16 protein-coding genes are annotated in these 14067 nt (G+C 65.5%); 7 read left to right on the forward strand and 9 right to left on the reverse strand.

Translation table 11 applies throughout. The annotated features are described in order from the left end of the window. Positions 1 to 112: 112 nt before the first annotated feature. A complete protein-coding gene (locus tag M9955_24030) occupies positions 113 to 301 on the forward strand; it encodes a hypothetical protein (protein ID MCO5084715.1) in 189 nt (62 codons plus the stop codon). 10 nt (positions 302 to 311) lie between these two features. Here M9955_24030 and M9955_24035 read toward each other — a convergent pair whose 3' ends face one another. The 3 genes from M9955_24035 to M9955_24045 are packed head-to-tail and all read right to left on the reverse strand — an operon-like array spanning position 312 to position 2008. Then, complete coding sequence (locus M9955_24035) at positions 312 to 1184, reverse strand: 50S ribosomal protein L11 methyltransferase (GenBank protein ID MCO5084716.1); 873 nt, start codon at positions 1182 to 1184, stop codon at positions 312 to 314. Positions 1185 to 1235: 51 nt separating this feature from the next. Further along, the gene (locus M9955_24040) at positions 1236 to 1814 is read right to left on the reverse strand and encodes an SCO family protein (protein MCO5084717.1); all 579 of its coding nucleotides are present in this window, start codon (positions 1812 to 1814) and stop codon (positions 1236 to 1238) included. 32 nt (positions 1815 to 1846) lie between these two features. Next, the gene (locus tag M9955_24045; GenBank protein MCO5084718.1) at positions 1847 to 2008 is read right to left on the reverse strand and encodes a hypothetical protein; all 162 of its coding nucleotides are present in this window, start codon (positions 2006 to 2008) and stop codon (positions 1847 to 1849) included. 188 nt (positions 2009 to 2196) lie between these two features. On the opposite strand from M9955_24045, the gene M9955_24050 reads away from it, so the two are divergent. After that, entirely contained in the window at positions 2197 to 2643 is a 447-nt protein-coding gene (locus M9955_24050) for a CreA family protein (GenBank protein ID MCO5084719.1), read from the forward strand. A 36-nt stretch (positions 2644 to 2679) separates the two neighbouring features. Continuing rightward, entirely contained in the window at positions 2680 to 3312 is a 633-nt protein-coding gene (locus M9955_24055; protein ID MCO5084720.1) for an antibiotic acetyltransferase, read from the forward strand. 1 nt (position 3313) lies between these two features. Here M9955_24055 and M9955_24060 read toward each other — a convergent pair whose 3' ends face one another. From M9955_24060 to M9955_24075, 4 genes are all read right to left on the reverse strand, one after another. Continuing rightward, on the reverse strand, positions 3314 to 4192 hold the full coding sequence (locus tag M9955_24060) for a CPBP family glutamic-type intramembrane protease (protein ID MCO5084721.1): 879 nt from the start codon (positions 4190 to 4192) through the stop codon (positions 3314 to 3316). Positions 4193 to 4517: 325 nt separating this feature from the next. Then, positions 4518 to 5372, reverse strand: coding sequence for an SDR family NAD(P)-dependent oxidoreductase (locus M9955_24065; protein ID MCO5084722.1), 855 nt, complete (start codon positions 5370 to 5372; stop codon positions 4518 to 4520). A 251-nt stretch (positions 5373 to 5623) separates the two neighbouring features. After that, positions 5624 to 5806 carry a hypothetical protein gene (locus tag M9955_24070; GenBank protein ID MCO5084723.1) on the reverse strand — a complete coding sequence of 61 codons (183 nt, stop codon included), beginning with the start codon at positions 5804 to 5806 and terminating at the stop codon, positions 5624 to 5626. 82 nt (positions 5807 to 5888) lie between these two features. Beyond that, positions 5889 to 8576 carry a UvrD-helicase domain-containing protein gene (locus M9955_24075; GenBank protein ID MCO5084724.1) on the reverse strand — a complete coding sequence of 896 codons (2688 nt, stop codon included), beginning with the start codon at positions 8574 to 8576 and terminating at the stop codon, positions 5889 to 5891. A 205-nt stretch (positions 8577 to 8781) separates the two neighbouring features. Between M9955_24075 and M9955_24080 the strand changes: the two genes are divergently transcribed. The 3 genes from M9955_24080 to M9955_24090 are packed head-to-tail and all read left to right on the forward strand — an operon-like array spanning position 8782 to position 11306. Next, on the forward strand, positions 8782 to 9339 hold the full coding sequence (locus tag M9955_24080) for a periplasmic heavy metal sensor (protein MCO5084725.1): 558 nt from the start codon (positions 8782 to 8784) through the stop codon (positions 9337 to 9339). Positions 9340 to 9357: 18 nt separating this feature from the next. Continuing rightward, positions 9358 to 10053 (forward strand): response regulator transcription factor, encoded by a 696-nt coding sequence (locus tag M9955_24085; GenBank protein MCO5084726.1) that lies wholly within the window; start codon positions 9358 to 9360, stop codon positions 10051 to 10053. A 2-nt stretch (positions 10054 to 10055) separates the two neighbouring features. Continuing rightward, positions 10056 to 11306, forward strand: a complete 1251-nt coding sequence (locus M9955_24090) for a HAMP domain-containing histidine kinase (protein ID MCO5084727.1) — start codon at positions 10056 to 10058, stop codon at positions 11304 to 11306. Positions 11307 to 11362: 56 nt separating this feature from the next. Here the strand turns inward: M9955_24090 and M9955_24095 are convergent, their stop codons facing one another. After that, positions 11363 to 11830 (reverse strand): OmpA family protein, encoded by a 468-nt coding sequence (locus M9955_24095; GenBank protein ID MCO5084728.1) that lies wholly within the window; start codon positions 11828 to 11830, stop codon positions 11363 to 11365. Positions 11831 to 11901: 71 nt separating this feature from the next. Then, a complete protein-coding gene (locus M9955_24100; GenBank protein MCO5084729.1) occupies positions 11902 to 12576 on the reverse strand; it encodes a L,D-transpeptidase in 675 nt (224 codons plus the stop codon). 284 nt (positions 12577 to 12860) lie between these two features. Here M9955_24100 and M9955_24105 point away from each other — a divergent pair, with 284 nt between their 5' ends. Beyond that, positions 12861 to 14045 carry a TMEM43 family protein gene (locus M9955_24105; GenBank protein ID MCO5084730.1) on the forward strand — a complete coding sequence of 395 codons (1185 nt, stop codon included), beginning with the start codon at positions 12861 to 12863 and terminating at the stop codon, positions 14043 to 14045. The last annotated feature ends 22 nt before the right edge of the window (positions 14046 to 14067 follow it).

Here is a 14067-nt window from a genome sequence, read left to right on the forward strand (position 1 = left end):
TATGCAAAAGCGCATTGAAGGTATGTGGCCCTGGCGCTTCTCTCGGCGGTCCCGGCGGCTTAGCTTTCTGCGAGGAGGAGATTGTCATTCAATCCTTGCGAAGGAGAACGACATGACCGCTGCCTCACTTCCCTACCGCTTTCTCCGCAATGCGATGAACGCCTTGATGGCGGCGCGCGAACGAGAAGCGCAGTCCTACGTCAACGGCGCACTGCTGATGCTCGACGACGAGACCCTGAGCCGAAGCGGCTACAACCGCCAGGAGCTGCAGCGCCGGCCGGCGCGCGTCTCGATGATCTGAGGGCGCCGCACTATCTCTTGAGGTGTATCGTCACCCAGCCTTCGCGATGCGTGGTGCGGACGTGGCGGAAGCGTTGCCCGACATAGGCCGCGACGACCGCATCGCGCTGACGATCGAGGATACCCGACAGGACCAGCGAGCCGCCCGGCGTCAGGTGCCGTGCCATCTCGGGCGCCAGCTTCATCAGCGGGCGGGCCAGAATGTTCGCCACGATCAGGTCGAAAGGCGCGTTGAGCGCAAAGACCGGATTGTGGAATCCCGCGGCCGTGACGGCATGCACCAGACGGACGACGCCGTTCAGGCGGACATTCTCCCGCGCGACCTTCGTGGCGACCGGATCGATGTCGGTGGCGAGGACGGGAATACCCGCCAGTTTCGCCAGCGCGATCGCAAGCACGGCGCTGCCTGTTCCCAGGTCGAGCGCGTTGCGGGGCCGCTCGCGCCGCAGCACGTCGGTGAGCATTTCGAGGCAGCCCGCCGTCGTGCCGTGATGGCCGGTGCCGAAGGCGAGGCCAGCCTCGATCTCTATGCCGATGTCTCCGACCCGCAGCCTGTCGCGATCATGTGCGCCGTGAACCAGAAAACGGCCGGCCCGCACCGGCTTCAGATCTTCGAGCGACTTCGTGACCCAGTCGATGTCCTCGAGCGTTTCGCGACCGATACCTGACGGGATCGCGAGGCGGTCGAGCACGGCCGTCATGCGCGCCGCGACCTGGTCGGGCTCGCCGGGCGCGTAGACCGAGACTTCATGGATATCGGCCGCCTCGTCGACTTCGAGGATCAGCAGCGGATGGCCGTCTTCCTCGAACTCCGCTTCGAAGGCGTCATAGGCGCGCTGCGCGTCGACCTTGTTCAAGGAGATGTGGAGGCGTGTCTGCGGCATGGCCCGATTTCAGGAGCTGACTTTTCCGGCGCGGCGCAACGGCCGCCACGATCAGCCTTTTGCCGCGAGGCGCTTCAGCTTTGCAATCGCCGTGTCGCTATTTTCTTCGTAGGCGATGGTGCCCGCGAAATCGCCTGAACTGTCGAGCAGCAGCACCGACGCAGTGTGGTCCATCGTATACTCGCCGTCGCCGGTATCGACCCTCTTCCAGTAGATGCCGAAGGATTTCGCCATCGCGTACACCTTGTCGGGCTCGCCGGTGATGCCGGTGATCCGGTCGGATGCGTTCTCGACGTAGAGCTTCATCATCTCCGGCGTATCGCGCTCCGGATCGATGGACACGAAATAGGCCCGTATATCCTTGCCCTCGTCGCCGAGCTTGGTGAGCCATGCATTCATTTCATACAGCGTCGTGGGGCAGACTTCCGGGCAGTTGGTGAATCCGAAGAACACAGCGCTCGGATGGCCGCGAAAGGCAGATTCGGTGATCGGCGCTCCATTCTCGTCGACCAGCGTGAAAGGCGCGCCGTATGGCTCGCCGCTGTTCGTCTGGCGGTACCATTCGAAGGTGAGGAAGCCGACACCGGCAGCCATCAGCACCAGAATACCAACGAGTATCGGTCGCATCATTTATCGAAAGCTCCCGGACAGCCGCGCTGCCGCTACATGCACCAGGAAAGGCCGGTTTCGACCATGGCGCGGAAAATATCGGCGCCGTTGTCGATCCACGCCGCAAACGCCGCGCCGGTCGCGGCACCGAACGCCGCGACGGCAAGCGTCAGCTTCGCGAGCAGAGAACCGGAAATGCGCATCCTGCCGAACATGCCTGCTATCTAATGCTTCATCCGCATTGGCGGAAGTGGCCACTGTGTCGCGACGGGCGCACATTTTCGTGGCAGCGGGAGCCCGGGGTCGTTGCGTTCGTTGTCGACGATCACCATTTTAGCGGACGGCTTGAGCGGAGCAAACGATGCGCGGATTCCTTATTCTTCTCCTTTCGGCTGCAGCGGCGATGGCTTTTTCGCCGGCCAGCGCGCAGGAGGTGGGCAAGGTCGGGGTCGACTGGCTCGGCAACGACATCATCATCGAGGCGATCAAGGACCCTGAGATCGACGGCGTCACCTGCCACGTCTCCTATTTCGATCGCGGGGTCATCGACCGGTTGCAGAAAGGCAACTGGTTCGAGGACCCCTCAGACACCGCGATTTCCTGCCAGCAGACCGGACCCATCACGATCGGCGACATCGATCTGAGCAAGGATGGCGAGGAAGTCTTCAAGCAGGGCATAAGCCTGATCTGGAAGAAGCAGGTCGTGAACCGCATCTACGACAAGGCCAACGATACGCTGATCTATCTGGCGCATTCGCGGCAGGTGCAGGACGGATCGGCCAAGATGTCGATCTCGACGGTTCCGCTGTTCGGCCAGCAGGTGAACTGGAAGAACGGCAAGCCCCAGTGACTTGCCGCCCGGCGCGGCACGGCGTAGAGCGCGCCGATGGAAGACGCCGCAAACATCCGCTTCAAGGAGCCCGAGCCCCGCATCCATCCGACGGCTGAACTCAAGTCCAGCCGCCTCGGGCGCTATGTCGCCGTCGGCGAGCGCGTGATCCTGCGCGAGGTCACGGTCGGCGATTTCTCCTATTTCGAGCGGCATGCCGAGGCGATCTACACGACGATCGGCAAGTTCTGCTCCATCGCGGCGAACACGCGCATAAACGCGCTGGAACACCCGATGGAGCGCATCACCACGCATAAGGTGAGCTATCGGCCGAACGAGTATTTCCGCTTTCTTGGCGTGGACCAGACCTTCAAGCAACGGAGGCAGGCGAAGGCCGTCACCATCGGCCATGACGTCTGGATCGGACATGGCGCGGTGATACTGCCCGGCGTGACCATCGGGAATGGCGCGGTGATTGGCGCGAACGCCGTTGTCCGCAAGAACGTCCCCGCCTACACGATCGTCGCCGGCGTGCCGGGGCGCGTCATTCGAAAACGCTTCGACGACGCGATCGCCGCGCGGATCGAGGCGGCGGCATGGTGGGACTGGCCGCTCGAGCGGCTGGCGGACGCCATACCCGACATGCAGTCACTGCCGATAGAGGCGTTTCTGGCGCGCTGGGGCGCGTGAATCAGGCGCGCTCGCCGGGTTTCAGCGGCGCCACGGCAGGTTCGATGTAGAAGTGCCGGCGCAGCTGGCGTCTCGTCACCCAGATGAAGATTCCGATGAGGACCATCAGCAGCCAGGTGATCGGCGCCAGCCGGATGTCCTCGCTGCCGCCGAGCCACCAGACGTCCGGCTGGTAATCCAGAAGATCGGTGCGACGCAGGAAGACCTTGAAGCCGAGCAGGCCCGCATGCATGCCGATGGCGCAGGCGAGCGATCCGCTGGCGATGTAAGTGACGATGAAAAGCCCGCCAAGCAGGAAGAGGCCAAACAGCAGGCTCGCCACGTCGGCAAGCGCCCAGGAATCCTTGTAGGAGATCAGGTGCGTCACCGAGAACAGCGCCGCCGCCACGACGATCGCCGCGACCGTTACCAGTGGCGTCTCGTCGTAGCGCAGATGACGGAAGACGAAGGCGCGGAAAATGTGCTCCTCGGTGTAGGCGAGCACGATCACCACGAGCAGCGCGACGATCGTCTTGCCGAGCAGCGCCATCGAGAAGCTCGCCCATGCGTCGGTAGACCAGCTGACGAAGCCCATGAGGCCGAGAAGCCCGTAGGCGATGGCCATCAGCACCACAGCCTGCGCCCACATGGCGCCGAAGCCGGCGAGCGCGCGCGGCAGGTTGGCGAGGTAGGGTTTTAGAAAAACCGCCGGTCCGCCGCCGCGACGCACGGCGAAGATGACGAGGATCGGGATGATGATGAGGAACAGGCTGACCTGTCCGATGCCCTTCGTATCCCGCAGGGAAACGCCAGCGCCCGTCGCGTGAAGCACGAACTCCACCGCCGCGCAGGCGACGAAGACGATGACGAGCAGAACGAAAAGGCTGACGTAGCGGGACAAGGCGGATTTCCGGCGATGTTTTCGGCTGGTTAGGGTCAGGACCTGCTGATCTGGTCGAAATGGTGTGAGGTCATTTCGCTGGATAGGAGGAGCGAAGGCGAAGGCAATGTTGACCATTGTCGAGCCTTCGCGACGAGGTAGCCGGCCAAATGAACCACATCCGAAGGACGCCGAAACGGCTTCGACCTGCCGCGTCGAACTCCTCGGCCGATGGAACCCCATCGACCTTCGGACTTCTCCTCGCATCTCTTTGCCGTTTCAGGCGCCATTTCGATCATATCAGCAGGTCCTGACCCTTACCGAAGCCCCGGTCAATGTCCATCGATCAGCCCGTCATATGATCTTGAAATGCCTCCGCATAATCCGGGTGCCAGCGGGAGAGGGCGGGCCGATTGTGGATGATGTCGCCGACCGCCCAGGCCATGCGCTTCTCGTCGGTCGCACGGGCGACCTCGTTGTCGGGGCAAAGGATGTAGAAATCGCCGGCCGCCAGCCGTTCGAGCATGAAGTCGACCACCTGCTCGCCGGTCCACGCGCCAGCCGGCTTCTCCGTCGCGCCGACGGTGAGGCCGGTATAGGTGAATCCGGGGATGAGCAGGTGCGCGGAGACTTTCGAGCCGGCCATGTTGCGCAGTTCGTGGGCGAGGCCTTCCGTGAAGCTTTTCACGGCGGCCTTCGAGACGTTGTAGGCGAGGTTGCCGGGCGGCGTGGTGATGCCCTGCTTGGAGCCGGTGTTGACGATGACGCCGGCATTGCCGGACTCGATCATCATCGGCGCAAAGGCCTGCGTGCCATAGGCGACACCCCAGAAATTCACGTCGATCAGCCTGCGCCAGCCGTCGGAATTCTCCCACGGCTTGCCCGGATTGTCGCCGATGCCGGCATTGTTCATCAGCACGGAGGGCGCGCCTAACCGCGTCCGGACGGTATCGGCGAGCGATTGCAGATCTTCCAGTCGCGTGACGTCCACCGCTTCGGCGAGGATCTGGCCGACGCCCGGCGTTGCCTTGATGGCGTCCGCGGCGGCGGAAAGCCGATCCGCGCCGAGATCGGCGATCACGACGTTCATGCCGCGCGCGGCATAGCGTTTCGCGGCGGCGAGACCGATCCCGCTCGCACCTCCGGTAATGACTGCGGTGTTGCCGGCGGCAAAGGCGGAAAGAGCGGTGTCATCGGTCATCAGCGGGTTCCTCCGTTGGACGCCAGAGAGCTTATGGAGCGGTGTTTCGTCAAGCGGTGCGGGCCAGAACCGCATCCCGTTGCCTGCATATCTGCGACAATTTGCATATGAATTGTACAGTGGGGAAGTTTGCCCACCCAACGGGCATCACCTATGTTCACCTTGATGACATTCTCCCTCCTGAATGTCAGAAAAGTATGGCCCGCCGGTCTCCTCCCCGGCGGGCCTTCTTTTTTTACTCGTGCTGCACCCTACTGCCGGGTGTTGTCGGCCTGGCCGCCTCGTTGCTGCTTGTCGCGCAACTGATTTCCGCCCTGCTGGCCCTGGCGATCCTGTCCTCCCGTGCCGCCGTGCTCGGCCTGCTGCTGGCGGATCAGATCGTCCTTGTCGGCCTTGTGCGTGCCTTGGTGCTTGATGTTTTCCTGATCGGGCATTGAGCTGCTCCTTTCCTTGCAGCAGATCAACCGATCAGGCCGGATCGGGGTTCCATGCAGCGGTGTCGGAGCCGATTGCCACTCACACCGACGTGACGAAACCGTCGAGCACCTTCTTCTGGCCGGCCCTGTCGAAATCGATGGTAAGCTTGTTGCCGTCGATTGCAGCGATGTTGCCGTTGCCGAATTTCTGGTGGAACACGCGGTCGCCGACATGGAAGGCCGAGGGGCTGTCCGACACGGATTTCGCGACCAGCTCGCCCTCGATGACCCGGCTTTTCACCGAGCCCCGGCCCGCGCCATAGCCGGAATCGGTCTCGCCATAGCCGATGCGCTCGACCTGATGGCCGGAGCGGCTGCCCCAGTTGCGGTCGGTCGCCTCGGTACGGTTGGCCTGCGCGCGCGCCCAGCCGGGCGTCGCATAGGTGTTGGAGAAGGCGCCGCGGCCGCCGCCGACATTGTCGAAGCGCGACGCGCCGTAAGGGTTCTGGCGGCCAGCCGAAAAACCGCCCCGGCCGGAAGCGAAGGAGCCGCCGCCATAGGGGTTGCCGTAGCCGCCATAGGAGCCGCCGCCCTCGGCGACATCGACATGGGCCTCCGGCAACTCGTCGAGGAAGCGCGACGGAATGGTCGATTGCCAGAGGCCGTGGATGCGCCGGTTCGACACGAACCAGAGATGCAGATTCTTCTTGGCGCGGGTCAGCCCGACATAGGCGAGGCGGCGCTCCTCCTCCAGCCCGGAGCGGCCGCCCTCGTCCAGCGCGCGCTGGTGGGGGAACAGCCCTTCCTCCCAGCCCGGCAGGAAGACCGTCTCGAACTCCAGGCCCTTGGCCGAGTGCAGGGTCATGATGGAGACGGCGTCCATGCCCTCGTTCTGCTCGGCATCCATGACCAGCGCGACATGTTCGAGGAAGGCGCGCAGGGACTCGTATTCCTCCATGGAGCGGATCAGCTCCTTGAGGTTTTCCAGCCGCGTGGGTGCATCGGGCGCGCGGTCGTTCTTCCACATATCCGTGTAGCCGGACTCTTCGAGGATGATCTCGGCGAGCTCGGTATGCGGTTTGGTGTCGAGCATTTCCTGCCAGCGGGCGAAATTCGCGGCGACCTCGCGCAAAGCGGCGCGCGGCTTGGGCTTCAGCTCGTCCGATTCGGCGAGATTGGCGGCGGCGGCGAGCATGGGGACGCGCAAGGCGCGCGCCGTGTCGTGGATCTGGCGGATGGTGGCTTCGCCCAGCCCGCGCTTCGGCACATTGACGATGCGCTCGAAGGCCAGGTCGTCCGCGCCCTGCGCCACGACGCGAAGATAGGCCATCGCGTCGCGGATCTCCTGCCGCTCGTAGAAGCGCGGGCCGCCGATGACGCGATAGTTCAGCCCCATGGTGACGAAGCGATCCTCGAACTCGCGCATCTGGAAGGAGGCGCGGACGAGGATGGCCATGTCGTTGAGCGCATGGCCTTTCCTCTGAAGGGTCTCGATCTCGTCGCCGACGGCGCGCGCTTCCTCCTCCGAATCCCAGGCGGCGTGGACATTTACCTTGGCGTCGTCGGGCGAGGGGCGGTCGGTGAACAGCGTCTTGCCGAGCCGGCCCTCATTGTGCGCGATCAGATGGGAGGCGGCGCCGAGGATATGGGCGGTCGAGCGGTAGTTGCGCTCCAGCCGGATGACCGTCGCGCCCGGGAAATCCTTTTCGAAGCGGAGGATGTTGTCCACCTCCGCCCCGCGCCAGCCATAGATCGACTGGTCGTCGTCGCCGACGCAGCAAATATTGATTTGCTGCTGTTTGTTCTCGCTCACGGGCCGTACCGCCGCCTGCGGCGGCTGGCCCTCCGCGGGGGCGGCCTGACCGGCCGACGCCCGGTCGGGCTTGCGGCCTTCGGCCGAAGACATTGCGCGCTCAGTTTTCGGTCGCTGCGCCAGAAGCCGCAGCCACATATATTGGGCGGTGTTGGTGTCCTGATACTCGTCCACCAATATGTATTTGAACTTGCGATGGTATTCCGCCAGCACGTCGGGATGCTCGCGGAAGATGCGGATCGGGTGGCAGAGAAGGTCGCCGAAGTCGCAGGCGTTCAGCGTCTGCAGGCGCTCCTGATAGGCGGCGTACAGCTCGCGGCCCTTGCCGTTGGCGAAGGAGCGGGCGTCGCCCTCGGGGATGTCCTTCGGGCCGAGCCCCTTGTTCTTCCAGCCGTCGATCATGTTGGCGAAGGTGCGCGCCGGCCAGCGCTTGTCGTCCAGCCCCTCGGCCTGGATGAGCTGCTTGAGCAGGCGGATGACGTCGTCCGTGTCGAGGATGGTGAATCCGGATTTGAGGTTCGCGAGCTCGGCATGGCGGCGCAGGAGCTTTACCCCGATGGAATGGAAGGTGCCGAGCCAGGGCATGCCCTCCACCGCCTCGCCGACCAAAAGGCCGATGCGCTGCTTCATCTCGCGCGCGGCCTTGTTGGTGAAGGTGACGGCGAGGATCTGCGACGGATAGGCGAGGCCGGTGGCGAGGATGTGGGCGATGCGGGTGGTGAGCACGCGCGTCTTGCCCGTGCCGGCGCCGGCGAGCACCAGCACCGGGCCTTCGGTCGTCTCGACGGCCAGCCGCTGCTCGGGATTGAGACCTTTCAGGTAATCCGGCGGGCCGTTGTGGCCCTGCCGCGCGGCCATGGCGCGGGCGGCGATGCCTCCGCCCTGCGGACGCGGCGACGCGCTTGCGGGGCCGGGCACGCCACGGGGATCGGGCTCCTCGTCAAAGAAGGGCATATCGTCGGGAAAGCCGGACATCTGAGCCGAATGTAGTGATTCGGGCCGGAAAGGCCAGAAGTGTTTCCGATTTGTACCGGATCGGCAAGGGAGAAGAGGAAAAATTTCCTCTCTGTTTTCCGGCGCGCCGTGCTTCACACTTCTTTACATAGGCCGCGAATGGCGGAAACCTCGGCTCCCTATGGTGCTCCCATCGGCAACCGCCAGATGGAAGAAGGAGCACATCATGACCAACCAGAACGAAACCAACCCGCAGGATACCGGCAGCACCATCGACCACGATCGCAACGAGACGTCTCCGGCCCCCAAGGCGAAGCGGAACCTGACGCTGACTGTCGGTCTGGCGCTCGCGGCCGTCATCGGCATCGGTGCGGCAGTCGCCGTGGCGCAGGGCGGATGGGGCGGCCCCGGCGGCTGGAAGCACGGCATGGGCCATATGGGCGCGCGTTTCGCCGAGCATCGCGTAGGCCACATGCTTGACGAGATCGACGCGAGCGCCGAACAGGAAACGAAGATCTGGGCGATCATCGACCGGACGCGCACCGAACTCCGGCCGATGGGCCGCGAGTTCCGCGACACGCGCGAGCAGGTGATGACGCTGCTGGCTGCCCCGACGATCGACAAGGCGGCGGTCGAGACGCTGAGGGCGAGCCGCATCGCGGCGATCGACGAAGCGTCGAAGAAGGCGGTGGCTGCGGCGGTTGAGGCGGCGGAGGTGCTGACGCCCGAACAAAGGGCGAAGCTCGCCGCCGAGATGAAGGAACGCCACGGCGGCCGCTGGTAAGCGGCGAAAGGAGAGGGCATGGCGGACGAGGTTCTGATCATCGATGACGATGCGCGCCTCGCCGCCATGCTCGGCGACTATCTCGGCAGCAACGGCTATTCGACCGCCCGCGCCGGGACGGGCCGCGCCGGCGTGGAGGAAGTGCGCCGCCGCGCGCCGGACGCGGTGATCCTCGACGTGATGCTGCCGGACATAGACGGCTTCGAGGCGTGCCGGCAGATCAGGGCCTTTTCCGACGTGCCGGTACTCATGCTGACGGCGAAGGGCGACGAGACCGACCGCATCGTCGGGCTGGAACTCGGCGCCGACGATTATCTGCCCAAGCCGTTCAACCCGCGCGAATTGCTGGCGCGGCTGAAGGCGATCCTGCGCCGGCGCGGGGGCGGCGCGGACCTGCCGCGCACCTTGCGGTTCGGGCGGCTGGAGATCGATCCCGGCTCGCGGACGGCGCGCGTCGACGGGACAGCCAGGCCGCTCACCAGCCATCAGTTCGAATTGCTGCTGGCGCTGGCCGAGAACGCCGGGCGCACGCTGTCGCGCGAGCAGCTCATGGATATGGTGAAGGGCGAGGAACTGGACGCCTTCGACCGCTCGATCGACGTGCATGTGTCGCGCATCCGGGCGGCGATCGAGGATGACCCGAAGCACCCGCGCAGGCTGATCACCGTTCGCGGCGCGGGCTATGTATTCGCGCGCAACCAGGACGATGTGTGACCATGGTCAGCAGCCGGCTGTTCCTGAAGGTCTATCTGACGCTGCTGGCGTGCCTGGCGGCGGTCGCGCTGGCGAGCGGCGCCTACTGGCGGCTGACGATGGACCGCGACACGGCCAATTTCGGCGAACGGCGCGACCGCTTCGCGCAGGAAATGCTGCCGGCGTCCGACGATCCGGCGCAGACGCGGCTGATGCTGGAGCGGCTCGGCAAGGCGCTCGACGCCGATCTGGCGCTCTATTCGCGCGACGGCGAGCTGCTGGCTTCCGCCGGGCAGCCGCCCGACCTGACCGAGCCGCGACGCGGCAAGCGGCCCTTCCGCTACAGGCATGGCGAGCCGCAGATCGTGCGGTTTCCCGACGGGCGCGTGCTTGTCGCCGACATCGCCATGCCGTGGGAGGGCGGCCGGCGCGGGGCGCTGGGTTACATAGCGCTGATCGCGGCGGTGGTCGGCCTCGCGGCCTATCCGGTGGTCCGCCATCTGACGCGGCGGCTCGAAAAACTGCGCGAAGGCGTGGAGAAGTTCGGCGGCGGCGCGCTCGACGCGCGTGTCGACGTGAAGGGCCGGGACGAGGTCGCGGCCGTCGCGCGCAGCTTCAACGCCGCCGCCGGGCGCATCGAGCAACTGGTCGGCGCGCACCGCACGCTGCTCGCCAATGCCAGCCACGAATTGCGCTCGCCGCTGGCGAGACTTCGCATGGCCATCGACCTTTCGGGGCTGCCGGCGAATGGCGGGCAGTCGCGCGAGATCAATGCGAACCTCGCTGAAATCGATGAACTGGTGGAGGAGATCCTGCTCGCCAGCAGGCTGGAACACACTGCCGCCGCTGCAAAGCTGGAACCGCTCGATCTGAGCGGCCTCGTGGCGGAGGAATGTTCGCGGCACGGCATCGAGATGTCCGGCGTGGCCGCGCCGATGAGCGGCGACCGCCGGCTGCTGACCCGCCTGACCCGCAATCTTCTCCTCAACGCGATGCGACATGGGCGTCCGCCGGTGGATGTGGACGTGTCGAGCGACGCGCGCGGCGTGACGCTCACCGTTCGCGACCATGGCGACGGCCTGCCGCCGGGGGAGGAGGCGCGGGTCTTCGAGCCCTTCTACCGGCCCGCCGGACGCAGCGAGTCGGCAGGCGGCTGGGGGCTCGGCCTCGCGCTTGTGCGCCAGATCGCCGAACTGCATGGCGGCACCGCGCGCTACGAGACGCCGGTGGATGGCGGGGCGCGCTTCGTCGTGCACCTGCCGCGGAAGGGATGAGCAGCCGGACCGTTCCTGCTTTTTTCGAAATGCGGAAACGATCTGTTTTCTGGTGTTCAGTCGTCCCTTACGGTTCTCAGATTCGAGACCACCCGGCGGTTCTGGACCTTGCAGGAGCGGTCGGAGCAGGCGCGGACTTCCCTGTCCTTGCCGTATCCCTTGGCCCACATGCGGTTCGGCTCCACGCCGGCATTGACGAGATAGCTCATCACCGCGTCCGCCCGCTTCTGCGAGAGCGTGACCTGCGCGGAAGCCCCGCCCGAATCGTCGGCGAAGCCCTGCAGCTTCACCAGCCATTTCGGATACTGCTTCAGCCACGCGGCCTGCGCATCGAGCGTCGCCTTCGCGGTCGAATCGAGAGCGGCCGAATCCGCCGCGAAGAAGGTTCGGCGGCTGACATTGAGGATGAAATCCTCCTCCGTTCCCGGCTTGACGTTTTCGAAGCCGGCTGCCGGCTGATTGGTCTCGTCCGGAGTCGTGGAAACGGGCGGAGGCGGCTCCTGCGGGCCGGGACGCGGCGTCATCGACGTCGTCGAGCAGGCGGCGAGCGCCATCGCCATGCAAGCGAGCAAGGCGAGGCCGGGGATGCTGCGTCTCATTTCGGCGCTCCGCGGTCGATATCGTCCAGTTTCATCGCGCGGTCGGCCTGGTCCGCGATGTGCTGAAGCACCGCCACGGCGGTTCCCACGGGAATGCGCTGATAGAGGTCTATCGCGTCCTCGTTGAACATGCGGATGCAGCCGCTCGACGCGTCCGTGCCGATGCTCCAGGGCTGGATGGTGCCGTGGAAGCGGTAGCCGGTGTCGGCGCCGTCACGGTGCAGATACATGGCGCGGGCGCCGAGCGGGTTGCTGGGCGAGCCGCCGGCGACGGAGGCCGGGAGGTCGGGATGGCGCGCGATCATCTCCGGCGGCGGCGTCCATTTCGGCCACAGCGCCTTGCGGTCGACGGTCGAGCGGCCATACCACTTGAAGCCTTCCTTGCCGACGCCCACGCCGTAGCGGATGGCCGTCTTGTTCTCGTTGATGAGATAGAGGAAGTGGTTGCGGGTATCGACAACGACGGTGCCGATGGGCTCGCTCGAATAGTATTTGACGACCTGACGCCGCCATTTCGGGGCGACCTTGGAAAAATTCGTCCGCTTGTAGGTGACGCCGTTGTCTGTCGCGGTTCCGGCGAACCAGTCGGCCGCCGCCGCCTCGGCCTCGACGCTTCCGGCCACCGCCGCAGCCAGGCCACCCAACACGACTTCCCTGCGTGTCAGCCGCATATGATTTCCCCCTCGAATACGATCGGACCATAGATGAGCCGTTTGCGGGATCAAGTGTGGTGCCGGCGGTTGGCGCCGATTTCGCGGCGGGTGTTGCGCGAAATACAACCACGCGCCGGCGCGGCGATGTTGCCGGAGCAAAGAAGTCGAAACGCCATTGAAACATGCCCGTTACCTGGCGAGCGGCAAGACGCGCGCGACCGCCTTCCGCGTGAAACAGACTCGTGGGAAAGGACGGCACAGACCGGACTCGGAGCGATCCGCGCCGGGGTTTGGGGGACATCATGAGCGACACCTTCACCGTGACCACGCGAACCTCCTGGTTCGGGCGTCTCAAGAATTCCGTCATCGGCGTGCTGATCGGTCTGCTGCTGGTGGTCGGCATGGTCGTCCTCCTGTTCTGGAACGAGGGCAGGGCGGTGCAGACCGCCCGCTCGCTGACGGAAGGCGCGGGCGTCGTCGTCTCGGTGTCGTCGGACGCCGTCGACCCGGCAAATGATGGCAAGCTTGTGCACGTCACCGGCGACGTCAGCACATGGCACAAGCCTTCCGATCCGGGCTTCGGCATCACGGCAGAAGGCGTGCGGCTGGAGCGGCGCGCCGAGATGTTCCAATGGAAGGAGACGTCCGAATCGAAGAGCCAGGACAAGCTCGGCGGCGGGCAGGAGACGGTGACGACGTACAGCTATTCCAAGGTATGGAGCGACGGCCCGATCGACTCGTCGCGCTTCAAGCAGCCGGCCGGCCACGAGAACCCGCCAATGGAGATACGCGGCCAGAACTTCCAGGTGCCGGAAGCCGAACTCGGCGCTTTTTCGCTCAGCCAGCGCGTCATCTCGATGATCGACGCGCAGAAGGATTTTCCGGTCGCGCCCGACCAGACGGCGGCGGTCGACGCCGCCTATAGCGGCAACAAGCGGGTGACGGTGGCGGAAGGACGCATCTATCTGGGCTTCAACGCCACGCAGCCAGCGGTGGGCGACTACCGAATCTCCTACCGGCTCGCGCCGCTCGGCCCGATCAGCGTGATCGGCAAGCAGGCCGGCAGCGGTTTCGACAGCTACCAGACGCAGGCGGGCGATGCGCTGCTGATGGTGGACGACGGCGTCGTGCCGGCCGAAAAAATGTTCGCCGACGCGCAGACGGCCAACACGCTGGTGACGTGGATCATCCGCGTCATCGGACTGATCTTCCTGTGGGTCGGCTTCGCCCTCGTCATGGCGCCGCTCGGCGCGCTGGCGGCCGTCATCCCGCCGCTCGGCCAGATGGTCGGCTTCGGCGCGGGGCTCGTCGCGCTGGTGCTCGCGGTGCTTGTCGGCGCGGGAACGATCGCGATCGCCTGGTTCTGGTATCGGCCGCTGCTGGCGCTGGGGATCATCGTGGCTGGCGTCGCCATCGCCTTCCTGCTCGGCCGTATGGGTCGCGCGCGGGCGAAGGTGGCGGCATCCGCCGCGCCGCAGGCAGCGTAGGCAAGCCGCCGACAAAGGCTGC

This window comes from Rhizobiaceae bacterium (genome assembly GCA_023953845.1).
Lineage (GTDB): Bacteria > Pseudomonadota > Alphaproteobacteria > Rhizobiales > Rhizobiaceae > Arvimicrobium.